Raw genomic sequence first — 21,767 nt, forward strand, 5'->3', positions numbered from 1 at the left:
TTTCGCCTGCCCGATGCCTGCAACTTATGCCTCCGGTTTGGCAACTACTGCGCGCAGGCCACATGCCGGGCTGGTCAGCGGCACGCCGGTTTGTGTCAGCTCTGCGGCACCGGCCATCGACGCCTGCGCCAATACCACGCAGTTTGCGCCCTGACGATAAGCCGCGTCAGCGGCGGCGGCAACGGTCTGTAAATATCCCGCCAGATTTCCCTGTTTGAATTTCTCCCACGCGCCGTTTACCAGACGCACCTCAAGGGCCGCCTGCGGATGCTTTTCTGCCTGCTCAAACAGCGTGCGTGTTGGGCTGAGCGTGGTTTCCACTGCACAGAGCACCACGATGTTTCCCGGCGTCTGCATCGCCTGTGCCGCCAGCGCCTGATCCACGCGCAAGACCGGCGCGGCGCTGCTTTCGTTGGCCAGCGTAGCCGCCGCGCCGAGCGTCGAGCAGGTCAGCAATACCCGGTCGGCGTTTGCCGCCAGATTCACCAGCAACTCCGCTGTCTGCTGGCGCAGTTCAGCCGTCAGCCCTCCGGCACGTTCCGCTGCGGCGAGTAAATCGGGGCGCGAGAGATGCGTAATTTCATGATGCATAAGCCCCAGCTGGCGGGCGGCGTTGTCGAAAACGGCAATATTGCTGTCTGCCGTGTGTAAACAGGTGATGCGCATGGTGGCCTCCGGGGGAAAGTCTTCGCCCTTACGTTAACGGTTTGTTGAGGTGTTGGGGAGGGCGTTTTGCCTGTAAATATTTGTTACTTAGTGTGCTAACTCACTACGAAAATCATAATGCATTGATATTCATCAAATAAAATATGAACCATGCGGTTCGAAATATCTTACTTTCATCTAACATCTTCGTATAATCTCCGTCACATATTCAAAGCCCACGTCCCTTTTGTGGGTACGCCCCGCCACAGTGCGTTAACAAGGAGAATTATCGTGAAACGCAGACATTTTCTGACCTCGATGGCCGTGCTGTTGTTCAGCACCGCGCTGAAGGTCAAAGCCAAAATCTTTTCCGGCGGTATGCCGTGGATAGTTCACTCGGTACGCCCGCCAGAACCCGTCGTTGCAGGGGAATGGACCTTCTTCACGCCGGATGAGGTCAGCCTGATTGAAACCCTGGCTGACCGTATCATTCCAGCCGATGAGCTGAGCATCGGCGGTAAAGAGGCCGGTTGCGCGGTGTTTCTTGACCGCCAGCTGAGTGGCGATTACGGCAACGCGGTGACGACCTACCGTCTCGGGCCGGTGATTCAGGATGGTCTGCCACAGGCGGGACCGCAGTATAAAGACACACCTGCCGAGCGCTACAAACTCGGTCTGGCGGCACTGAATGACGTCGCCAAAGCTCGCAACAGCGGAAAAAACTTCACTGAACTGAGCGGCGTTGAGCAGGATGATTTACTGCGCCGCATCGAGTCCGGCGAAATCCCGCTCAGCGGCATAAACGGTCAGCTGTTCTTTAACATGCTGGTGCAAAACATGCGCGAAGGGTTCTTCTCCGATCCGCTTTACGGCGGCAACAAGGACATGGCGAGCTGGAAGATGCTGGGTTTTCCCGGTGCGAAATATGACTTCCGCGATGTGATCGACCGTCGTGGCGAAGATCTCCACATCGAACCCGTCAGTATGCTGACCCGAAACGAAAAATCATAAAAAGCCGTCCGTAAACGGCACGGGCATTTTTAGATCCTCAGGAGCACAAGAAAGATGAGCAATAAACGTGAGAAGGTCGATGCAGTGATCGTCGGCCTCGGATGGGCCGGATCGCTGATGGCGAATGAGCTGACGCTGGCGGGGCTGAATGTCGTGGCGATTGAGCGTGGCTCTTGGCGAGACACCAGTAATGATTTCCCGACCACCATTGATACTGACGAGCTGCGTTTCGTCAGCCGCCGCGCGATCATGCAGCCGACGGCGGTTGAAACCCTGACGTTTCGTAACAATCCTATCCAGCAGGCGCTGCCGCTGCGCGAATTCAACACCTATCAGTTCGGCATGAACGTCGGCGGCGCGGGCACCCACTGGAACGGCATGACCTGGCGTTTTCTGCCGTACGATTTCCAGAGCTACAGCCAGACGGTGGAGCGCTACGGCAAAGAGAAATTCCTCGACGGAATGCAGGTGCAGGACTGGGGCGTTACCTATGACGACATCGAACCTTTCTACGACAAATTTGAACGTTACGCCGGGACATCCGGTAAAGCGGGCAATATCAAAGGGCAGAAGATCGAAGGCGGTAACGTGTTCGAAGGCCCGCGCAGCCGCGATTATCCGCTGCCGCCGCTCAAGCGCACCGAGCTGTCGATGATTTTCGATAAAGCCACTCGTGAGATGGGCTATCACCCGTTTGCCGTACCTGCGGGCAACACTTCCGGCGCGTATACCAACCCGCTGGGAGTGAATATGGCGCCGTGCACCTACTGCGGCTACTGCGAGTTCTTCGGCTGCGGTAACTGGTCGAAGAGCAGCCCGAATGCCTGCATTTTGCCTGCGGTCATGCAGCGCCCTAACTTCACGGTGATCACGGAATCCGAAGTCCTGCGCGTCAATAAAGCCGCCGACGGCAAAACCGCCACCGGCGTGACCTTCATCGGCAGCGACGGCGTGGTGTGGGAGCAACCGGCGGATATCGTGGTGATTTCTGCTTACCAGATGGACAACGTGCGTCTGATGCTGCTTTCCGGCATTGGTCAGCCTTACGATCATAAAACCGGCGAAGGCGTGGTGGGGCGTAACTATGCCTATCAGACCGTGTCCGGCGCGGGTTTCTTCTTCGAAGATGAAATGATGAATCCGTTCATCGGTGCCGGTGCATTGTCGCAGGCCATTGACGATTTCAACGGCGACAACTTTGATCACACCGGTCACGATTTCATCGGCGGTGGCGTGGCGCTGGTGCATTCCACCAATGGTCGTCCGATTGGCTATTCCAATAACGTACCGCCGGGCACGCCGCGCTGGGGTGCAGACTGGAAAAAAGCGGTCAAACACAGCTATCAGAACTACAACAACGTTTATTGCATGGGGAACAGTTACCCGCACCGCGACGTGTTCCTCGATCTCGATCCGGACTATAAGGACCGCCACGGCCAGCCGTTGCTGCGTGTGACCTTCGACTGGATCGAAAACGATAAACGCTCCGGCAAATTTATGGCCGACCGTTCGGAAGAAATTGCTCACGCGATGGGCGCGAAAACAGTTGTGCGTCAGGAACCGACGGCAAAACCGTTTTCGCCGATGGACAACCTTTCTTCGCACACCACCGGGGGTGCGTGCATGGGCGACAATCCAAAAACCAGTGCCGTAAACCGCTATCTGCAAAGCTGGGATGTGCATAACGTCTTTGTGTGTGGTGCATCGGCCTTCGCCAATAACGGCGGATACAACCCGACCGGTACTGTGGGCGCGCTGACGCTGTGGGCTGCGGAAGCCATCAAAACCCAGTATCTGAAATCTCCGGGTCCGCTGGTGAGGGTTTAATCATGAGCGTGAAGAAAAAATTAGCGGTTCTTGTGGGCGTGGTCGCCCTTGGCGGTCTGGGTTTTGTCGGTTACAAAATCGGCCACAATTCGATTCAGTCCGGAGAATTTCAGGCACCGGCTGCGGCGGCGATGACCGGTAAAACCGCTATCGAACGGGGTAAATATCTGGCGCTCGCGGGTGACTGCGTTGCCTGTCATACCGCGCCGGGCGGCGGTAAACCTTTCGCCGGTGGTTACGGCCTGAACACGCCATTTGGCACGATTTACGCCACCAACATCACACCGGATAAAGAAACCGGTATCGGTGGGTGGACCGATCAGCAGTTTATTAATGCAGTGCGAAATGGTAAGGGCATCAACGGCGAAAATCTCTATCCGGCAATGCCTTACAACGTTTACGCCAAAGTCAGCGATCAGGATCTGAAAGACATTAAAGCCTACCTGGACCAGGTGCCAGCGGTGCATTACGATGGCCCGAAAACTGACCTGCCGTTCCCGTATAACATTCGCCTGATGATGTTCGGCTGGAACCTGTTGTTCCTCGATACCGCACCGTTTAAAGCGGATCCGGCTCAGTCGGCGGAGTGGAATCGTGGCGCGTATCTGGTGGAAGGGCTGGGGCATTGTACGTCGTGTCACACGGCGAAAAATCCGTTGGGCGGCGATAATTTTGGTGTGCATTTGCAGGGCGGTGAATTGCAGGGCTGGTTCGCCCCGGAAATTACCGGCAATACCCGTCAGGGCATCGGCGACTGGGGAACAGAGGAGGTGGTTCAGTACCTGAAAACCGGGGCTAACGCTCGCACCGTGGCTTCCGGGCCGATGGCCGAAGCGGTGACCAACTCGCTTCAGCATCTGTCGGATGCCGATCTGCACGGCATTGCGGTTTACCTGAAAAGTTTACCTGGCAGCAAAGATGCGTCGACGCCGCTGGCGGTCAGCCCGGCGATGGCCAGTGGCAAGGCCCTCTACGCGGATAACTGCGCGGCCTGTCACCAGAATTCCGGTGAAGGCGTACGCAACATGGTACCGGCGCTGAAGGGTAACAACGGGGTGCAAGCCAGCGCACCGACCAACATCCTGCACGTACTGATGAACGGCGGGCAGGGAGCGGCAACGGCCAGCAATCCGACCAGTGCCGACATGCCTGAATTTGGCTGGAAACTGACCGACAGGCAGATGGCGGATGTGAGTACCTACATCCGTAACGCGTGGGGCAACCAGGCTCCGGCCGTCAGTGAGGAAGAGGTTACGCAGGCGCGTAAAACTCAGGGCGGTGCAATGGCGTTGCAGAACCCGCAGCATCACTAAACTACTTTCACCGTTAAACTGAAGCTGTAACAGAGCCCCGTAAGGGGCTCTTTTATTTGATATTTATTGGTTTGGTCAATGCAAGTTTCGCAGGTATAGATACATAAATATTCGTGTCTTAAACGAGCAATAAATTGATTTGAGGTGGGTTTTTGTACAGTGCAAACTGCAAGCAGATTAAGGATGTCTGAACAGGGAAATTTACGTGAAGGATAACAACGCATGTACCAACTCAGAACAATGGATATCTCGCCCGTCAATTCGATGCTCTATTTGCCTGGCGCGCCAGTCTGTCCGGAAGAACCTAAGGGAAAAATGCAAAGGAGAAAGTTAATGCAAAACCAGATCAATAATATCGAAAAACAAGGGATCAAACACGGCGAGGAAATCGCCAGCCTGAATCACAGAATGGGGAAGGTCGAACAGCAGCTCGGTCAGCTGACTGACGTCGTCACCGACACTAATCTGCGCGTTGGAAAGCTTGAACAACAGGTATGTCATATCAAGGAAGTGGTGACGGAGATGAATGTTCGTGTGGAGGCGCGCTTTGAAAAAATCGATCAACGTTTCGAGAAGATTGATCAACGTTTCGAGAAGATCGATCAGCGTTTCGCCAGAATGGATGAAAGGTTCAATGCTCTTGACGTAGCCGTGACAAAAATCCCCGCGATATTTGCTGAAAACGCGATGAAGCAAAATCAGAGTTTAATTCGGGTGATCCAGTGGATTGTCAGTCTTATGGTGGTGTTGGTGGGCGTCACGTTTACCGCAGCCCGTTACATCCATTAAATTTCTCACAGGCCCGAAAATGGCCAATCCTTCTGCGTGGGGGATTGGCTGTATCAGCAGAGTCTTCAATAACGGCTATAATATAGACAGGTCGCCACCTTCTCTGTGCCCCTGCGAGACAAGATATCCGGGCATTACCGAAGGCTTATCTTCGCACGCCGCAGGCGGCTTTCGGCGTACAAGGGGGTGTTTCATGGTTAATCATGTCTGGGGGCTGATGTCCCATCCGGGTCCCGAACTGCAACAAATCCAGCGTGAACGGGAAACCGTTTCACATGTGTATTCACACCATGTGCTTCTGATGGCACTTATCCCGGTTGTCTGTTCCTTTATTGGTACAACACAGCTTGGCTGGAATTTCGGTGACGGACAGAAACTGCTGGTTTCCATGTTCACCGCATCTTATATCGCCGTTATTTTTTATGTTCTGATGCTCGGCGCTGTCGCTCTGATGGGGCGGATTATCTACTGGATGGCGCGTCGCTATGACAGCCGCCCGACACTAAATAGTTGTATCGTGTTCGCCGGCTACGTTGCCACACCGATGTTCCTCAGCGGTATTGTCGCGCTGTATCCGATGGTCTGGTTATGCCTGTTCGTTGGGATTATCGGCCTGTGTTACAGCGGTTATCTGCTGTATCTGGGCATTCCTAACTTCCTCAATATTGACCGCCGTGAAGGCTTCCTGTTCTCCAGCTCAACGCTGGCGATGGGGGTTCTGGTTCTCGAATTATTGCTCGCGCTGACGGTATTGATGTGGGGTTATGGAACGAAGTTATTTTAACTTTTAGCAGATGAAGTCGTTTTTCTCCCTCCCCTTCGCAGGGGAGGGAGAAAAGTAATGCAATTCCTGCCAGCGAATTACTCCCGCCAGTTTCTGAGTTTACTGGTTTTGCCGATCCCCGGATTGAAGCTGTTGGTCGGATCGGCCTGCCGGTAGAATTCCTTCAGATGAGGTTTCGCCAGATAGAGATGCCCGACGTTGTGCTCGGCGGGATATTCCGCCCCTTTGGCATCAAGCAGTTCTAACATCCGGTGTTTCAGGGCTTTGCTGTCAGCGCCTTTTTTGACGATGTAATCCTGATGGAAAACGTGGCACATGAAATGCCCGTAATAGAGTTTTGCCACCAGCTGATTGTCAATCTCCTCCGGCAACGTCTCAAACCAGTCGCGGTCGTTGCGGCGCAGTGCGATGTCCAATGCCAGAATATCTTCCACCTCTTTTTCATGCACAGCGTGATAACGCACGGCAGCACCGGCTGCGGCAAAGCGGTGCAGGAACGCTTTCTTGCCTTCGTCGGCAGAACAGATAAAGAAATCCCCCTGACCATCGCTGAAGAAACGGGTGAGAAAACTGAGCGCTTCATCGATGCCTGGACCGGACATTTTCAGCAACAGATGATGTTCGAAGCGGTCGCGGTACTGTTTCATACGTGGCGGGAGATGATTGGGCAGGGCCTTGCTCAGGCACTGCATCACGCGGTCACTGAAGTTTTTCGGCAGGAAAGGGACTTTGCTGATGTGCGCGTCAAACTTGCCTTTGGCGGTAAACATATCCGGCATTTTATCGGTGCCGAGTTTGTCGATCATCATGAACGTGTCTTTGCCGTAGACTTCGGTGATGTCAAAAATATCGCGATGCATATATTCGCCCGCCACCGGCAGATTGGTGAAATCACGCAGGATTTGACGGCGCAGTTCGGTCAGGACGGCGGTGTCGTTGGTGCCGATATAAAACACTTGCTGCTGGGATTCGGCCGGGAAAGTGTCCAGACGCACTGCAAATACTGCCAGCCTTCCGGCACAGCCTGAGGCCTCAAACAACCGGCGCTCATCGGCGTTAAAGCGTGATGGCGTATCGGCATCCACTTCGCGCACGCGTTCTGCATAATCGTGATCGGATGCCAGCCGCTGATCGTGCTGAATGTCGGCCTCGTGATAGTCGGCTCTTTCCAGACGGTTAAGGATCTCTTCCGGCGTGTTGCCCAGATTAATGCCCAGATGATTAATCAGCCGCAGTTCGCCGTGCTCATCGATCTGTGCATAAAGCGCCATTTCGGTATACGCAGGGCCGCGCTTAACCAGCGAACCGCCCGAGTTATTGCAGATCCCGCCGACGACAGACGCACCAATGCACGAAGAACCGATCACCGAGTGCGGTTCGCGGTGATACGGCTTGAGCATTTTTTCCAGTTTGTAGAGCGTGCTGCCAGGGAAACCTACAACCTGATGGCCGCCGTCGAGCAACTGGATCTGATCCAGCTTCAGGGTGCTGAAAATCACAATATCGCGATCGTAATCCTCACCGCTGGGCGTTGAGCCCTCGGTGAGACCGGTATTAGCAGCCTGCATAATGACAATTTTGTCCGCGGCGATGCAGGCCTTCAGTAGTTGCCACTGCTGCAGCAACGTTTGCGGGAAAACCACCGCCAGCGCTTTACCGCCGCCTGAGCGAAAACCTTTTCGGTAGCGCTCGGTGTTACTGTCTCCGGTGAGAACATGGCGGCTGCCGGCAATCTCTTTCAATGCGGCGATGAGTGTCTGATTATCCATTTCATCTTCCTTTTTTGACGTGATGCGCATTTGGCGCCCCTCCCATCATAGACTTAATCTCGTCTCTTTTTGTCACGCGCTGTCCATTAAATCGTCATTGATGTGTCATAAAACTCGCGCTTAATGAACGCCAGATAATGAAAGCAACCGAGAGACAGCATCATGGCGCAGGCACAACTTAAGCTGGCACAGGCTGAATATCCTCAGGCCGGACCGCAGCATCTGAACAAAGTACTCGACGTCAAAGGTCTGGTGAAATCCTATAAATCCGGTCAGCGCGTACTGAATGACATTAATTTTGATCTCCATGCCGGTGAATTTGTCGCGGTCATTGGCCGTTCCGGCGCGGGGAAATCCACGCTGTTGCACGTCCTCAACGGTACCATTCCGTTAACTGACGGCAGTGTGGTGTGTCATTACGAAAACGGTGAACAGCAGGAACTGGCGGGGCTGACCGGTAAAGCGCTGCGCCGCTGGCGCTCAGGCTGCGGCATGATTTTTCAGGATTTCTGTCTTGTACCGCGTCTTGATGTGCTGACCAACGTACTGCTCGGGCGTCTCAGCCATACATCCACGTTCAAATCTTTCTTTAACCAGTTCGACGACGAAGACCGCGCCCGCGCGATTTCACTGCTCGAATGGTTACACATGTTGCCGCATGCGTTACAGCGGGCGGAAAACCTTTCCGGCGGTCAGATGCAGCGCGTGGCGATTTGCCGTGCGCTGATGCAAAACCCGAAAATTCTGCTGGCCGATGAGCCCGTCGCCTCGCTCGATCCGAAAAATACCCTGCGCATCATGAATGCGCTGAAGAAAGTCAGCGAAGAAAAAATCGCGGTAATGGTGAATTTGCATTCAGTCGAACTGGTGAAAGATTATTGCACCCGCGTCATTGGCATTGCCAAAGGGCAGATTATTTTCGATGGTCATCCGGATCAGTTAACTGACGGGATCCTGCATCAGTTATACGGTGAAGAGCACGAAGCGGTGAACAGTTAAAATATAACGTTATTCATTTTGCAGTCCTTATTTCTACTTTCTCTCAATCTACACAAGGTCACCATTACATGAAGAAGTTATTACGTCTGGCAGTCTTTGTAGCAGGTTCTTTTACCGCAATGCACAGCATGGCAGAAGAGGCACCGAAAGAATTAAATATGGGTATTTTGGGTGGCCAAAATGCCACTCAGCAAATCGGTGATAATCAGTGCGTCAAAGATTTCTTCGATAAAGAATTAAATGTCGATACCAAACTGCGTAATTCCTCTGATTACTCCGGTGTTATTCAGGGGCTATTAGGGAAGAAAGTGGATATGGTATTAAGCATGTCACCTTCGTCTTTCGCCTCTGTCTATATTAATAACCCGAAAGCCGTAGACCTGGTCGGTATTGTTATCGACGACACGGACAAATCCCGCGGTTATCATTCCGTTGTTGTCGTTAAAGCCGACAGTCCTTACCAGAAATTGTCTGACCTGAAAGGTAAATCATTCGGCTTCGCTGACCCGGATTCTACTTCCGGTTACCTGATCCCGAACCAGACTTTCAAGAAAGAATTTGGCGGCACCACTGACAACAAATATAACAACTTCTTCTCCAGCGTGACCTTCTCCGGCGGCCATGAGCAGGATATCCTGGGCGTGCTTAACGGCCAGTTCGAAGGTGCGGTGACCTGGGCATCAATGATAGGCGATCGTGAAACCGGTTATACCTCCGGCGCATTCAACCGCATGATCCGCATGGACCATCCGGATCTGATGAAGAAAATCCGTATTATCTGGGAATCACCGCTGATCCCTAACGGCCCGATTTTAGTGCGCAGCGATCTGCCACCTGCCTTTAAAGCCAAACTGGTCTCTGCCATTAAGAAATTGGATAAAGAAGACCACGCCTGCTTCGTTAAAGCAGTCGGCGGTAAACAGCATATCGGTGAAACGTCACTGGCGGAATATCAGCAGATTATTGATATGAAACGCGAACTGACGAAAGGCGGTCGTTAAGCCTTATCTCCCTCCCCTGCAAAGGGGAGGGATGGAGTGGGGTATTAATGGCGCTTCAGAAAACAAATACTTTTATCATTATTGTTGTTTTTAATACCTCCTCCTGATTTTCCCCTTCGCAGGGGAGGAATAATGATAATCTGTTAACCGGAAATATTATTTTGAATAAAGACTTTAATCGTTATTATCAACAGATACGCGGTAAGCAAAAGCGGGAAGCGCTGATCTGGTCCGGGATTATGCTGATCTTATATCTGTGGTCTGGCAATGTTTCCGAACTGAATCTTAAAACCATTATTGTCTCTGCACCGAGTTTCTTAGATTATATTCGCGAAACGGTGCCGGTATTGCACTGGTCTTTATTATTCGCCGACGGGCATACGGAAGGTTCGTTCGCCTATTGGGGCTACAGGCTAAATATTCAGCTGCCGCTGATTTGGGAAACTATTCAGCTGGCGCTTTCCTCGACAATTTTATCCACCGCGCTGGCTGTACTGCTGGCCTTTCTCGCGGCTAATAATACCGATTCCCCAAAATGGCTGAAATTCAGTATCCGCACCTTTGTCGCATTCTTGCGCACCATGCCGGAGCTGGCCTGGGCGGTAATGTGCGTGATGGCGTTTGGCGTCGGGGCTATTCCGGGCTTTATCGCGCTCACGTTACACACCGTCGGCAGCCTCACCAAGCTGTTCTACGAATCCATTGAAACTGCCTCGGACAAACCGGTGCGCGGACTGCGTGCTTGCGGCGCGGGGCGGCTCCAGCGGATGCGCTTTGCTATGTGGCCCCAGGTCAAACCGATTTTTCTGTCTTACAGTTTTATGCGACTGGAAATTAATTTCCGCCAGTCGACTATCCTCGGGCTGGTGGGTGCCGGCGGCATCGGGCAGGAACTGATGACGTCTATTAAACTCGATCGTTACGATCAGGTCAGCATGACCTTGCTGCTGATTATTCTGGTGGTGTCGGCGATGGATTATCTTTCAGGCAAACTGCGCAAACGCGTGGTGGAGGGCACTTTCTGATGCTGACCGACGCGCTCGAACCTCATATCGTCAACAGCCTGAAACAGCAGCACGCGCACCTGTTTGCCGCACAGCGCCGCTATCTGCGTTATCTGGCGATACTGGCCATTGGTATCGCGCTGTATTACGTCTACTTCTTCAGCTATTTCGGCATTCCGTGGCACGATATGGTGCGCGGCACCCGTGAAGTCGGGCGCTATTTCCTGCGCATGTTCGTATGGCATAACGTGTCCGAATGGCCTTTTAAATACTACTTTTCGCAGATTGCCATTACGCTGGCGATCGTATTTGCCGGAACCATCACCGCGTCTTTCCTGGCGTTGCCGCTGTCATTTCTGGCTGCGCGCAACGTCATGTCAACGCCGCTGCTGAAACCCGTTTCGCTGATTATCCGCCGACTTTTGGACGTTTTGCGCGGGCTGGATATGGCGATCTGGGGGCTGATTTTTGTCCGCGCCGTCGGCATGGGGCCGCTGGCGGGCGTGCTGGCAATTGTGATGCAGGATTTAGGGCTGCTCGGCAAGCTGTTTGCCGAGGGTCATGAAGCCGTTGAGCGCTCGCCGAGCCGCGGCCTGCGGGCGCTGGGCGCATCGCCGCTGCAAACCCATCGTTTCGGCATCTTCACCCAGTCCTTCCCGACATTTCTCGCGCTTTCGCTGTATCAGATTGAGTCCAATACCCGTTCAGCGGCTGTGCTCGGTTTTGTCGGCGCGGGAGGGATTGGTCTGGTGTACGCGGAGAACATGCGGTTGTGGAATTGGGATGTGGTGATGTTTATCACGTTGATTCTGGTCGTGATCGTGATGACCATGGATAAGATCTCCGCGATGCTGCGGGCAAAATACATTCACGGCGAAGAAATTAATTTGTTCGAGCCAGAAGAACGCAAATCGAAAACGCCGGTCGAGCTTTACCGGCCTGAGTGAACAATAGAAAGTAAAAGAGAAAGTAAAAAGGCGGCGTCCATCGGGTGCCGCCTTTATTGTTATCAACAGAGCTGATTATTAATCGTCAAAAAACCAGTAACCCTGATTCACCAGTTCGGTGAGCACGGCGATGAATTCCGGGTCCTGCAACGCATTTCCCAGCTCTTTCTTGCCGATAAGGGTGTAACGGCACAGCGCATCCGCGGCGGCGATATTTTCAGTCTCAAGTGCTTCGCTGTTGACGAAGAAACGGCCACCGACGTTTAGCACGCGCAGGCCACTCAGCCGCGTCAGGCTGTCGCCCTGCATCAGCGCATCGACGATTTCATGGGCTTCAAACGGCGGCTCAGCAGGGGCGATATCCAGTTCATGACGTGGCGTGGTGGCGAAACGCCCAAACCATTGTTTGAACTCTTCCGGCTGATTGATGAGCTCGTGCATCATGTTGCGTACGCGCTCAAGCTCATACTCTTCCACTTTGCCAACGTGATCGCGAAGCGTCAGATCCGGATCGCTGTAGTGGTCGCCACCCAGATCGTTTTCCAATGCATAGTCTGCAAAGCTGCTGATGAAATCACGGGTATTCGGGCCACGGAAACCGACGGAATAGTTCATCGCGGTTTCATGGGTAAACCCGTCGTGCGGGAAGCCCGGCGGAATATACAGAATGTCGCCCGGCTCAAGATCTTCATCGATGATTGGCGTAAAGGGTTCAACGTGCAGCAGTGCCGGATGCGGGCAGAACTGCCTGAGAGGCAATTTATCACCCACGCGCCAGCGACGGCTGCCCATCCCCTGAATGATAAACACATCGTACTGATCGATGTGCGGACCTACACCGCCGCCAGGGACGGAATAAGAGATCATCAGGTCATCAAGACGCCAGTCCGGCAACACACGGAACGGGCGAACCAGTTCGGCAGAGGGTGCATGCCAATGGTTAACGGCCTGAGCCAGCAGGGACCAGCCGGTTTCACCGAGATTATCGAAATGTTCAAAAGGTCCGTTACTCGCCTGCCACAGACCGTTCGCATGGCTGACCAGACGGCTGTCCACCTCAGGTTCCATCGCCAGGCCTGCTAACTCATCCGGAGTTATCGGATCGACAAAATTTTTGAACGCTTTTTTAATGATAACAGGTTGTTTCTGCCAGTATTTTTCTAAAAACGCTGGCCAGTCGAGATTGAGTTCATATGCCATGTGATTCACCAGTGGGAAGACAAACGGCCTCGATTATAGAGAGGGACGCAGGCCTGCCGCTTTGTTGTGAATCAAGGCTTGGGGAATGAGGTGACGATAAAACGAATGACAGAGGGGGAAGGAGGGGGATCAATTAAGAATACCCCCTCCCAGCCTCCCCCTTTGCAGGGGAGGAGTAAAGCGGAGGATTAAGACTTCGCGGCCAGCACGACCAGTTTTTGGTTCACAAACTCTTTGATCCCCAAATCTGACAGCTCACGGCCAAAACCGGAGCGTTTCACCCCACCGAACGGCAACTCGGCGGCGGTGTCTGTCGGTGAATTAACGTACACCATGCCGGTTTCAATCTGGCTTGCCAGTTTACGGGCGCGATTCATATCTTTGGTGAAGACCGAACCACCGAGGCCGTAGTGTGAGTCATTGGCAAGTTTCACCAGTTCCTCATCATTTTTCACCACATAAACCTGCGCAACCGGGCCGAAGAACTCTTCGAAATAGGCCGGATTATCGCGGGTAATGTGGGTCAGGATTGTCGGTTCGAAGAAGTTACCCGGATTGTCTGAGACTTTCTTACCGCCAAAGTGCAGTTTGGCACCGTGTTTCACGGCATCGTCAACCTGCTTGCTCAATGTTTTCACCGCATCGGCAGAGGACAACGGCCCCAGCGTGGTGGATTTATCCAGCGGATCGCCCATCTTCAGTGCCCTGAAGTGTTCGGTGAATTTTTTCAGGAATTCATCGGCCACTTTTTCATGAATGATGAAACGTTTGGCGGCAGTACACACCTGACCGGCGTTGGAGACTCGCGCCTGCGCACCGGCTTTCGCCGCTTTGTCGATATCCGCATCATCAAGTACGGCAAACACGTCGTTCCCGCCCAGTTCCAGCGTGGATTTTTTCAGCTTACCGGCGGCGCGGGCGGCTACGATCGCACCGGCCTTTTCCGAACCGGTCAGCGCGACACCCTGAACGCGGTCATCATCAATGATGGTGGCCACCTGATCTTGTGAAATAAACAGGTTGGTATACGCGCCTTTTGGCGCACCGGCTTCGGCGACCAGTTTCTCGAAGGTTTCCGCGCAGTGCGGCACGATGCTGGCGTGTTTTACAATCACGCTGTTACCGGAAGCCAGATTTGGCGCCAGTACACGCATCAGCTGGTAGAACGGGAAGTTCCACGGCTCAACGGCCATGATCACGCCAATGGGATGGTGCTCAACCCAGGCTTCACCAAGGTCTGACTTATACGGCACCGGTTTGAGGAATTCTTCCGCTTTTTCGGCGTAGAATTTCGCAATATCAGCACAAATCTGCACTTCGCCACGGCTTTGCTCGATGAGTTTACCCATCTCGACGCTGACCACTTTGGCCAGTTCATCGACGCGCGACGACATGATGTCTGAAAGCTTATGCAGCACTTTCACACGCTGCTGAATATCACCTTGCGCCCAGTCTGATTTATACAGGGCATGCGCGGTCGCCAGCGCTTCTTCAACCTGCTTATCGTTGTGCGTCTGGTATTCTTTAATGAGTTTATTATTGAACGGATTTATCGTTTGATATGGCATGTGTTGCTCCTTGTTTTGTGGCGCGCCGCTTTCAAAAATCAGCCGCGCGTTGGAATTGAGGTGCGTACGCCTTACTGCGTTTTGTTTCCGCTGTCTCATTCGAACAATAAGCATAGTCGATAAAATGTGAAGTCTGTCGCACAGACACCTTCCGCAACACAGTCTTTTGCTGCAATTTTATCACTTGCGCACAGGCCGCAGGGCGCGCGGGCTGTGGCCTGTCTCTGAGATTAATCGTCTTTACGTAACTTTTCGTCTGCCAGCAGTTTTCTTTCCAACGCTTTTGTTTCAGCAAGCGATTGATAAATTTAGCGGTCACTTTTATGCTGGCTTTCCTTCTTTTCCGACAATGAGAAACTCATGAAGCTTGATGCGATTCCGTTTTGCACCACGGACTGGAGCGAGGTCACGCCGACTCAACATCCGGGTGATGTGGGAATGGCGCTGTGGCGTACCCAAAAGTTTGGCGATATCCGCGTGCGCATTGTGGAGTATTCCGCCGGTTATGAAGCGGATCACTGGTGCAGCAAAGGCCACGTGCTGTTTTGCATGGAAGGGGAATTGCACACGCGTCTGGAGGACGGGCGTACCTTTACGCTTTCGCCGGGCATGAGTTATCAGGTAGCGGACAACGCCGAAGCGCATCGTTCATCGACGCCGGTGGGCGCGAAATTATTTGTCGTCGACTAGATCTCTTGTTAACAGAAACATTTCGCCGACAGCCGTCACGCTGGCGGCAAGGAGCAGCAGGTGAGTAAATTACGGGTAGGCATCATTTTTGGCGGTAAATCAGCAGAGCATGAAGTGTCGTTGCAGTCGGCGAAAAATATCGTCGATGCCATTGATAAGCAGCGGTTCGATGTCACGCTGTTAGGGATCGATAAGAAGGGCGAATGGCACATTAATGATGCCAGCAACTACCTGATTAATGCTGAGAATCCGTCGCTGATTGCCCTGAACCGCTCGAATAATCAGGTCGCACTGATCCCCGGCCAGACCGAAAATCAGTTGATCGAAACCCACAGCGCCAGCGCCTTGTCCCAGGTGGATGTTATTTTCCCGATTGTACACGGCACGCTCGGCGAAGATGGCTCATTGCAAGGTTTGCTGCGTATGGCGAACATCGCGTTTGTCGGCTCCGGCGTGCTCGGCTCGGCGGTCAGCATGGATAAAGATGTCACCAAGCGTTTGCTGCGCGACGCCGGTTTATCTGTTGCGCCATTCGTCTGCCTGACGCGCACTAACCGTCAGAAAAACACCTTTGCAGAAGTCTCACAAAAACTCGGCACTCCGCTGTTTATCAAGCCTGCTAATCAGGGCTCTTCGGTTGGCGTCAGCAAAGTGAGCGACGAAGCGGCTTACCAGCGTGCGCTGGATGAAGCGTTCAGTTTCGATCACAAAGTGCTGGTGGAATCGGCGATCAAAGGCCGTGAAATTGAATGCGCAGTACTGGGCAATGACAATCCGCAGGCCAGCGTGTGTGGCGAGGTGATCCTGCATGATGAGTTTTACTCTTACGAGACCAAGTACATCAACGAATCTGGCGCATCAATTGCGGTGCCTGCGGATTTGCCACAGGAAACGCATGACCGCATCCGTGCTATCGCCCTGCAGGCATTCCAGGTTCTGGAATGTCGCGGTATGGCGCGCGTCGATGTTTTCCTGACCGAAGAGGGTGACGTAGTGATCAACGAAATCAACACCTTGCCGGGCTTCACCAATATCAGTATGTACCCGAAACTGTGGGCAGCCAGCGGCCTGAGTTACAGCTCTCTCATCACCCGCCTGATTGAACTGGCGCTGGAGCAGTATCAGCAGGATAACCAGCTGAAAAGCTCGGCGAACTGATTGGGTTCAGATGAATGAAAGGCAGGGAGTGATCCCTGCCTTTTTTATTCCATTACCAGCGATAACGCCAAAGAACCACCGCCACAACCATCAGGCTCATAAGGGAAACTCCGTATAGGGCTATCGCTGCACCCAGATTCTGCGCCAGTAAACCGGCGAGTCCTGTCACAACTGCGGCGATTAGCACTTGTCCCCGCCAGGCCATTGCGCTGGCCGTTGCCACCTGACCGCCGGGGAAATATCGCAGCACACTGAAAGTGCCCAGAGCGAACACGATATTGGAAGCCAGATGCGCGCTGAATACTAACGTCAGCCCGATACCCGGCCAGTTTGCGAACAGGGGTAACAGAAAGTAGCATCCGAGAAAAATACCAAGACATAACAACAATCGCCAGTTACTCCCAGAATAATGCCGGAGCTTGTCAGCGCTGAGCATTAGCGGGCCGCAAAGTTGTCCGAGACTGCGTGCAAAGAGCAGTGGCAGTGCCAAACCGGGCGCGGCGTCGGGTCGGATTTCCTGAGCCAGCGCCGGTAAAAGTGCCATTGCCGGAGAGCCTACGGCGGCGAGTGCCGGTAAAAGCAGAATGCTGCGCCGTTGCAAAGGCGATAAATTCTGCCAGCGCAGTTTTTCGTCCCCCGGTTGAGCATCATCTGGCTGATGCAAAGTTTTAAAAACGGCGGTAGTGCATAAAAGTAATCCGGCGGATGTTGCAAAACTCAGCGCATCTATTGCGAGCAAACTCAGGGGGGAAAGGACATCAAACAGCAAAACGCCTGCGCCGGTACCCAGCAAAACCTGTGAGGCAAAAATTAGCGTTTCCATTGCGGTGGCGGCGGGCAGTTCGTCAGGGCGTAATCCGCGTTTAAATATCAGCGTCAGAGCGGGATAACTCATTCCGTTAAATAACGCTTCTGCGGATTGCACGGCCAGTAATGCCGGAATGTTATGCGAAAGAAGACCGTACAGCGGCATGGCCAGCGCCAGCAGGCCGAGCACTTCGGTAAGGATAAGGATTTTCATTGGGGATATTTTCCGGCATAAGGTTTCCCCCCACAGACTGCCCAGAAAACCTGGGAGCATCGCCAGCATGTACGCCAGAGTCAGTGTCGCTGGTGAGGCGCTCCAGCGTAACAGTTGACCAAAAACGACCACCTGCGTCAGGCCATTTCCCAGAGACGACAAAATAAACGCACAGCCCAGCAGCCGCAGCCAGCGATGACTTCGCAATGCGCGTAAAAGCGCAATAAGTAACGTGTTCATGAAGAGAGATTCTCATCTTAAATAACAGAAACCCCGCATTGCACACAGGCAACAGGGAGAAAGAAAACTGTCAGTGATGAGGATCATTACATTGGGAAAGGGGCTTTTTTAGAAAGAGAAGACAAAAATGTAGCATAAACAGAAGAGGTTGCGAGAGTTTGTCGATGTTTTTCTAAACAGCAGACACGAAAAAGGCGGCAAATGCCGCCTCTTCTGCTTACTACTTTAAACTGCCAACCGGACTTATTTGTACAGCTCAGCAGTACCGTACAGATGGTTGTCACCGGAAGCACCAATAATGCGGTAAGAACTTGCACCGGCTTCACTGGCTTTTGCACTCAGTTTGTTCTGCAGGCTGGTCAGGCTGTTACCTGATGTTGCGCTGACGACACCAATCGCTTGCTGACCGGCTGGTGCGGACTGAACTTCTGTCGCGGCCAGAGTCGAGAATGAAGCGGTTGCCAGTGCAAGAGCGGCGAGAGTCATAGTGATATTTTTCATGATAATTTCCTCAATTCGTGTTTTGAAGCTTTGCCAGGCGTTGTCATCAACGTTCATTTAATGTGCAAAGCTGTCTTCTGTCCGATCAAACATTTAATTTATTAATTGATAAATTAAATGCTGTTTACCCTTGTTGCTACGTCCTGCCTGCTTATTTGTACAGCTCAGCAGTACCGTACAGATGGTTGTCACCGGAAGCACCGATGATGCGGTAAGAACTTGCACCGGCTTCACTGGCTTTTGCACTCAGTTTGTTCTGCAGGCTGGTCAGGCTGTTACCGGAGGTCGCGCTGACCACACCGATGGCTTGCTGACCGGCTGGTGCGGACTGAACTTCAGTCGCGGCCAGAGTCGAGAATGATGCGGTAGCAAGGGCGATTGCAGCGAATGTCATAGTGATGTTTTTCATGATTTCTTCCTTTTAATTCTGTTTATCAGCAGATGATTTTTAGGTCCGACGTTATTTGTTAACGTTCGATAATTAAATCTTAGACCTGGATCACATTCTGTGCAACTAATTTATTTACTAATCGTTAACTAATTGTGCGGAACATTTCGCTAACGTGTTCTTCATACTTATTTGTACAGCTCAGCCGTACCGTAAAGATGGTTTTCACCGGAAGCACCAATGATGCGGTATGAGCTTGCACCGGCTTCTGTTGCTTTAGCATTCAGTTTTGACTGCAAAGTGCTCAGGCTGCCGTTTGAAGAAGCACTGATGGTACCGACAACTTGCTGACCTGCCGGGGCGGACTGAACTTCAGTCGCGGCCAGAGTGGAGAAAGAAACGGTGGCGAGTGTCAGTGCTGCGATGGTCATTGCGATGGTTTTCATGATGTCTGTTCCTGTCGTTCATTTTTGTTTGGGGCGTCTGATGCAGAAGCCTCAGTTTTCGGGTGAACGTTTTTTATTAGTTAACGTTCGATAAGTAAATGTTAGAGGTTGGCGACGGTTTGTGCAAGATGTTTTTTTAATGAGCGTTAACTTATTGTGCTGTGACGTGAGTCACATGAAATGAGGAGTTTGTTTTGGTTCTGTTAATTTTGTGTTTTTAAAATGATTCGCTCTAACCAATAAAACATCGCTTATCCAATTTTGTGCTGAATGAATCATTAATGATCGCTAAGTTAATGATTGGCTCTGACTGGCGGGGATGTTAAAACTGGGGCATCTTCTTAAAGGAGAGAGAGAAGAGGGTGTGGCGTTAAAAGATAAGGCGACCAGAGCCGCCTTATCGTGATCCCTGCGCTGACATTCTTCCGTCAGGTAGCCGTCTTCCTTAGTAGTAAATGGAAGCGGGCTGATGACCAGAAGTTGAAGGTGCAGGCGGCTGAGTCGGAGACGTCGGGATACGGCCTTGTGAGACTTTTTTACTCACATAGGTACCGGGTTTACAGAAATTACTGTCCCCGGTCACATTGACCATCGCCACTTCCTGACTCAGTAAAGGCATCATGATAACCTGCTGTGCGGCAACATTGGCAACCGGGACAGCGGTTAACGCCAGAACTGCAAGAAGGATTTTAAGATTACTCATGATGTTACGTCCTGGGTTTGTACCGTGTAAAAACGCTTATAGCTTGTGCAGCTTTGCGGGTTTGAGTGATTTTCTTATCGCTCGATAATTAAATGATAATCTCCGCTGGACTTATGCGCAACTATTTTTAATAATGATCGTTAAGTTATTTTTGTCATGAAAATTTATAACGAAAAGTTTTAACAACCATAATCACAATGGTGATGGAAGGAGGGTGTATGAGCACTGAACAGACGGCTTTGGTCCGGAAAAGTCGCGGTCGCCCAAAACAGTTTGACCGTGGAACTGCTCTGAGCAAGGCCTTGAATTTATTCTGGCGCCACGGCTATGAGGCCACGTCATTAGCGGATTTGGTCGAAGCCACAGGTGCCAAGGCTCCCACGCTGTATGCTGAATTTGGCAACAAAGAAGGGTTATTTCGCGCAGCCGTTGAACATTATCTGACTAACTTTTACGAAAAGAGCTCATGTTTATTGAGCAAAACAGATTTGTCCGTCGAGGAAACCATCGGTCAGTATCTGCGCGCTATCGCAGAACTGTTTACTGACTGCGATACCCCGAGCGGTTGCTTTATGATCAGCGCCTCATCCGGGATGTCTTCATCCTCCGCGGATATCGCAGAAATGCTGCGCGCACGCCATCTTTCTCAGGAACGCTCATTGTTCGAGTTCTTTGAGAAGAGAAAACAGTCAGGCGAACTGACATCGGTTACCGACAGCGCGTTGCTGGCGAAATACCTCGCCTGCACCATTCAGGGCTTCTCGGTTCAGGCTCGTGACGGTGCTACTGCCGCCGAGCTGAATCAGCTGATTGATGTCGTGATGAAAATCTGGCCGCAGCTGAGCAGAGCAACGGTTGTCAGCACTGCCGCGCACTGACGGATGTTGAGCATTAAAACATTGTTAAGAAGTAAAATTGAACGCCAGGTGCTGAGTATTTCGGGCCTGGCGTTGGGCGGTATAGACTTTGAGAAACCGGCAGGTGATCCGGGGCTGTTTGGCCCGGAAAGCGTAACCTGGCGGGTTCACGGTGATTTCACGTCTATGCTGTGCGGCGGCGTGAGTGCGTTGCTGTTGCAGATGCTTCACCCGCTGGCGCTGGCCGGTGTCTGGGATCACTCCTCATTTCGCGAAGACATGCTGGGACGGCTGCGACGCACCAGCCAGTTTGTCTCCGGCACGACTTTTGCGCCGATAAACGACGCCAATGCGTTAATCGAAAAAGTAAAATCCATTCATTTGCGGGTGACCGGCACCGATGCGTACGGCACGCCATATGCCGCCAGCGATCCGGACTTACTGGTCTGGGTGCATGTCACCGAAGCCTACAGTTTTCTGCAATCCCATCTGCGTTATCGCAACCCGGCGCTGAGTCTGGCGGATCAAAACCGCTATTATCAGGAATTCGCACGGGTGGCGGAAAGTCTTGGTTCTGCCAACGTGCCGGACAACGTAAAGGCGGTCGAAGCCTATTTTCAGGCGATGCGTGCGCAGCTGCGCTGTGACGAGCGCACACTGGAAGTGGTGAGATTATTGCAAAACGCGCCCGCGCCAAGCCGTCTGGCGAAACCGGCAGGTCGCCTGCTGATTCAGGCGGGTGTCGATCTTCTGCCTGAGTGGGCGTCAAAACAGCTGGGGATTTCCCTTTCCCCGTTGAAACGCCAATTAGTCCGTTTTGGTACCCGCCGCATCGCGCGCTTATTGCGCTGGGCGGTGCGTAACGGATCATGGCACCGCGCCATGCGCCGGATGGGCCGTTTGTAA

Annotated in this window: 22 protein-coding genes; 13 read left to right on the forward strand and 9 right to left on the reverse strand. The window is 52.6% G+C overall.

What is annotated here, in order from left to right:
* Positions 1 to 24: 24 nt before the first annotated feature.
* Positions 25 to 666 carry an aspartate/glutamate racemase family protein gene (locus tag I2123_RS08650; RefSeq protein WP_112167002.1) on the reverse strand — a complete coding sequence of 214 codons (642 nt, stop codon included), beginning with the start codon at positions 664 to 666 and terminating at the stop codon, positions 25 to 27.
* Positions 667 to 936: 270 nt separating this feature from the next.
* Here I2123_RS08650 and I2123_RS08655 point away from each other — a divergent pair, with 270 nt between their 5' ends.
* From I2123_RS08655 to I2123_RS08675, 5 genes are all read left to right on the forward strand, one after another.
* A complete protein-coding gene (locus I2123_RS08655; protein WP_213052210.1) occupies positions 937 to 1,656 on the forward strand; it encodes a gluconate 2-dehydrogenase subunit 3 family protein in 720 nt (239 codons plus the stop codon).
* A gap of 54 nt (positions 1,657 to 1,710) precedes the next feature.
* A complete protein-coding gene (locus I2123_RS08660) occupies positions 1,711 to 3,483 on the forward strand; it encodes a GMC family oxidoreductase (protein ID WP_112167006.1) in 1,773 nt (590 codons plus the stop codon).
* 2 nt (positions 3,484 to 3,485) lie between these two features.
* Entirely contained in the window at positions 3,486 to 4,796 is a 1,311-nt protein-coding gene (locus tag I2123_RS08665; protein ID WP_213052211.1) for a c-type cytochrome, read from the forward strand.
* Between the two features lie 222 nt (positions 4,797 to 5,018).
* On the forward strand, positions 5,019 to 5,585 hold the full coding sequence (locus I2123_RS08670) for a hypothetical protein (protein WP_213052212.1): 567 nt from the start codon (positions 5,019 to 5,021) through the stop codon (positions 5,583 to 5,585).
* A gap of 193 nt (positions 5,586 to 5,778) precedes the next feature.
* Positions 5,779 to 6,369 (forward strand): Yip1 family protein, encoded by a 591-nt coding sequence (locus I2123_RS08675; RefSeq protein WP_213052213.1) that lies wholly within the window; start codon positions 5,779 to 5,781, stop codon positions 6,367 to 6,369.
* 77 nt (positions 6,370 to 6,446) lie between these two features.
* Here I2123_RS08675 and dld read toward each other — a convergent pair whose 3' ends face one another.
* Complete coding sequence (gene dld, locus I2123_RS08680) at positions 6,447 to 8,138, reverse strand: D-lactate dehydrogenase (RefSeq protein WP_213052486.1); 1,692 nt, start codon at positions 8,136 to 8,138, stop codon at positions 6,447 to 6,449.
* A gap of 162 nt (positions 8,139 to 8,300) precedes the next feature.
* Here dld and phnC point away from each other — a divergent pair, with 162 nt between their 5' ends.
* From phnC to phnE (I2123_RS08700), 4 genes are all read left to right on the forward strand, one after another.
* The gene (gene phnC / locus I2123_RS08685; RefSeq protein WP_213052214.1) at positions 8,301 to 9,137 is read left to right on the forward strand and encodes a phosphonate ABC transporter ATP-binding protein; all 837 of its coding nucleotides are present in this window, start codon (positions 8,301 to 8,303) and stop codon (positions 9,135 to 9,137) included.
* 68 nt (positions 9,138 to 9,205) lie between these two features.
* Positions 9,206 to 10,138: a phosphonate ABC transporter substrate-binding protein gene (phnD, locus tag I2123_RS08690; protein ID WP_112167016.1), complete on the forward strand. Its 933-nt coding sequence runs from the start codon at positions 9,206 to 9,208 to the stop codon at positions 10,136 to 10,138.
* Between the two features lie 161 nt (positions 10,139 to 10,299).
* Positions 10,300 to 11,163: a phosphonate ABC transporter, permease protein PhnE gene (gene phnE / locus I2123_RS08695; protein ID WP_112167018.1), complete on the forward strand. Its 864-nt coding sequence runs from the start codon at positions 10,300 to 10,302 to the stop codon at positions 11,161 to 11,163.
* Positions 11,163 to 12,089 (forward strand): phosphonate ABC transporter, permease protein PhnE, encoded by a 927-nt coding sequence (phnE, locus tag I2123_RS08700; protein ID WP_213052215.1) that lies wholly within the window; start codon positions 11,163 to 11,165, stop codon positions 12,087 to 12,089. Before phnE (I2123_RS08695) ends, phnE (I2123_RS08700) begins: the two co-directional genes overlap by 1 nt.
* Before the next feature lie 78 nt (positions 12,090 to 12,167).
* Here phnE (I2123_RS08700) and I2123_RS08705 read toward each other — a convergent pair whose 3' ends face one another.
* Together I2123_RS08705 and I2123_RS08710 are read right to left on the reverse strand one after the other, a co-directional pair.
* Positions 12,168 to 13,289, reverse strand: a complete 1,122-nt coding sequence (locus tag I2123_RS08705; protein WP_213052216.1) for a ribosomal protein uL16 3-hydroxylase — start codon at positions 13,287 to 13,289, stop codon at positions 12,168 to 12,170.
* Between the two features lie 188 nt (positions 13,290 to 13,477).
* Positions 13,478 to 14,857: an NAD-dependent succinate-semialdehyde dehydrogenase gene (locus I2123_RS08710; protein ID WP_213052217.1), complete on the reverse strand. Its 1,380-nt coding sequence runs from the start codon at positions 14,855 to 14,857 to the stop codon at positions 13,478 to 13,480.
* 360 nt (positions 14,858 to 15,217) lie between these two features.
* Between I2123_RS08710 and I2123_RS08715 the strand changes: the two genes are divergently transcribed.
* On the forward strand, positions 15,218 to 15,547 hold the full coding sequence (locus I2123_RS08715; RefSeq protein ID WP_112167028.1) for a DHCW motif cupin fold protein: 330 nt from the start codon (positions 15,218 to 15,220) through the stop codon (positions 15,545 to 15,547).
* 60 nt (positions 15,548 to 15,607) lie between these two features.
* Positions 15,608 to 16,705: a D-alanine--D-alanine ligase gene (gene ddlA / locus I2123_RS08720; protein ID WP_213052218.1), complete on the forward strand. Its 1,098-nt coding sequence runs from the start codon at positions 15,608 to 15,610 to the stop codon at positions 16,703 to 16,705.
* 52 nt (positions 16,706 to 16,757) lie between these two features.
* On the opposite strand, the gene I2123_RS08725 is transcribed toward ddlA, so the two are convergent.
* The 5 genes from I2123_RS08725 to I2123_RS08745 form a co-directional block, all read right to left on the reverse strand.
* On the reverse strand, positions 16,758 to 17,966 hold the full coding sequence (locus I2123_RS08725; RefSeq protein WP_213052219.1) for an MFS transporter: 1,209 nt from the start codon (positions 17,964 to 17,966) through the stop codon (positions 16,758 to 16,760).
* A 243-nt stretch (positions 17,967 to 18,209) separates the two neighbouring features.
* Positions 18,210 to 18,467, reverse strand: a complete 258-nt coding sequence (gene bhsA / locus I2123_RS08730; protein ID WP_112167397.1) for a multiple stress resistance protein BhsA — start codon at positions 18,465 to 18,467, stop codon at positions 18,210 to 18,212.
* A 151-nt stretch (positions 18,468 to 18,618) separates the two neighbouring features.
* Positions 18,619 to 18,876, reverse strand: coding sequence for a multiple stress resistance protein BhsA (gene bhsA / locus I2123_RS08735; RefSeq protein WP_112167034.1), 258 nt, complete (start codon positions 18,874 to 18,876; stop codon positions 18,619 to 18,621).
* A 167-nt stretch (positions 18,877 to 19,043) separates the two neighbouring features.
* Positions 19,044 to 19,301, reverse strand: coding sequence for a multiple stress resistance protein BhsA (gene bhsA / locus I2123_RS08740; RefSeq protein WP_213052220.1), 258 nt, complete (start codon positions 19,299 to 19,301; stop codon positions 19,044 to 19,046).
* Between the two features lie 445 nt (positions 19,302 to 19,746).
* Entirely contained in the window at positions 19,747 to 20,004 is a 258-nt protein-coding gene (locus I2123_RS08745) for a hypothetical protein (protein WP_213052221.1), read from the reverse strand.
* 218 nt (positions 20,005 to 20,222) lie between these two features.
* Here I2123_RS08745 and I2123_RS08750 point away from each other — a divergent pair, with 218 nt between their 5' ends.
* Together I2123_RS08750 and I2123_RS08755 are read left to right on the forward strand one after the other, a co-directional pair.
* On the forward strand, positions 20,223 to 20,882 hold the full coding sequence (locus I2123_RS08750; RefSeq protein ID WP_213052222.1) for a TetR/AcrR family transcriptional regulator: 660 nt from the start codon (positions 20,223 to 20,225) through the stop codon (positions 20,880 to 20,882).
* Between the two features lie 3 nt (positions 20,883 to 20,885).
* Complete coding sequence (locus I2123_RS08755) at positions 20,886 to 21,767, forward strand: oxygenase MpaB family protein (protein ID WP_213052223.1); 882 nt, start codon at positions 20,886 to 20,888, stop codon at positions 21,765 to 21,767.

Source organism: Rahnella inusitata, assembly GCF_018288855.1.
Classification (GTDB): domain Bacteria; phylum Pseudomonadota; class Gammaproteobacteria; order Enterobacterales; family Enterobacteriaceae; genus Rahnella; species Rahnella inusitata.

Excerpts from the sequence above, each read along its gene's own strand:
- phnD (WP_112167016.1), top strand. The coding sequence starts at position 9,206 with ATGAAGAAGTTATTACGTCTGGCAGTCTTTGTAGCAGGTTCTTTTACC.
- phnE (WP_213052215.1), top strand. The coding sequence starts at position 11,163 with ATGCTGACCGACGCGCTCGAACCTCATATCGTCAACAGCCTGAAACAG.
- bhsA (WP_213052220.1), bottom strand. The coding sequence starts at position 19,301 with ATGAAAACCATCGCAATGACCATCGCAGCACTGACACTCGCCACCGTT.
- I2123_RS08650 (WP_112167002.1), bottom strand. The coding sequence starts at position 666 with ATGCGCATCACCTGTTTACACACGGCAGACAGCAATATTGCCGTTTTC.
- I2123_RS08710 (WP_213052217.1), bottom strand. The coding sequence starts at position 14,857 with ATGCCATATCAAACGATAAATCCGTTCAATAATAAACTCATTAAAGAA.
- I2123_RS08665 (WP_213052211.1), top strand. The coding sequence starts at position 3,486 with ATGAGCGTGAAGAAAAAATTAGCGGTTCTTGTGGGCGTGGTCGCCCTT.
- phnC (WP_213052214.1), top strand. The coding sequence starts at position 8,301 with ATGGCGCAGGCACAACTTAAGCTGGCACAGGCTGAATATCCTCAGGCC.
- I2123_RS08670 (WP_213052212.1), top strand. The coding sequence starts at position 5,019 with ATGTACCAACTCAGAACAATGGATATCTCGCCCGTCAATTCGATGCTC.
- bhsA (WP_112167397.1), bottom strand. The coding sequence starts at position 18,467 with ATGAAAAATATCACTATGACTCTCGCCGCTCTTGCACTGGCAACCGCT.
- I2123_RS08660 (WP_112167006.1), top strand. The coding sequence starts at position 1,711 with ATGAGCAATAAACGTGAGAAGGTCGATGCAGTGATCGTCGGCCTCGGA.
- dld (WP_213052486.1), bottom strand. The coding sequence starts at position 8,138 with ATGGATAATCAGACACTCATCGCCGCATTGAAAGAGATTGCCGGCAGC.
- I2123_RS08705 (WP_213052216.1), bottom strand. The coding sequence starts at position 13,289 with ATGGCATATGAACTCAATCTCGACTGGCCAGCGTTTTTAGAAAAATAC.
- I2123_RS08755 (WP_213052223.1), top strand. The coding sequence starts at position 20,886 with ATGTTGAGCATTAAAACATTGTTAAGAAGTAAAATTGAACGCCAGGTG.
- I2123_RS08750 (WP_213052222.1), top strand. The coding sequence starts at position 20,223 with ATGAGCACTGAACAGACGGCTTTGGTCCGGAAAAGTCGCGGTCGCCCA.
- bhsA (WP_112167034.1), bottom strand. The coding sequence starts at position 18,876 with ATGAAAAACATCACTATGACATTCGCTGCAATCGCCCTTGCTACCGCA.
- I2123_RS08725 (WP_213052219.1), bottom strand. The coding sequence starts at position 17,966 with ATGAACACGTTACTTATTGCGCTTTTACGCGCATTGCGAAGTCATCGC.
- I2123_RS08715 (WP_112167028.1), top strand. The coding sequence starts at position 15,218 with ATGAAGCTTGATGCGATTCCGTTTTGCACCACGGACTGGAGCGAGGTC.
- I2123_RS08675 (WP_213052213.1), top strand. The coding sequence starts at position 5,779 with ATGGTTAATCATGTCTGGGGGCTGATGTCCCATCCGGGTCCCGAACTG.
- I2123_RS08745 (WP_213052221.1), bottom strand. The coding sequence starts at position 20,004 with ATGAGTAATCTTAAAATCCTTCTTGCAGTTCTGGCGTTAACCGCTGTC.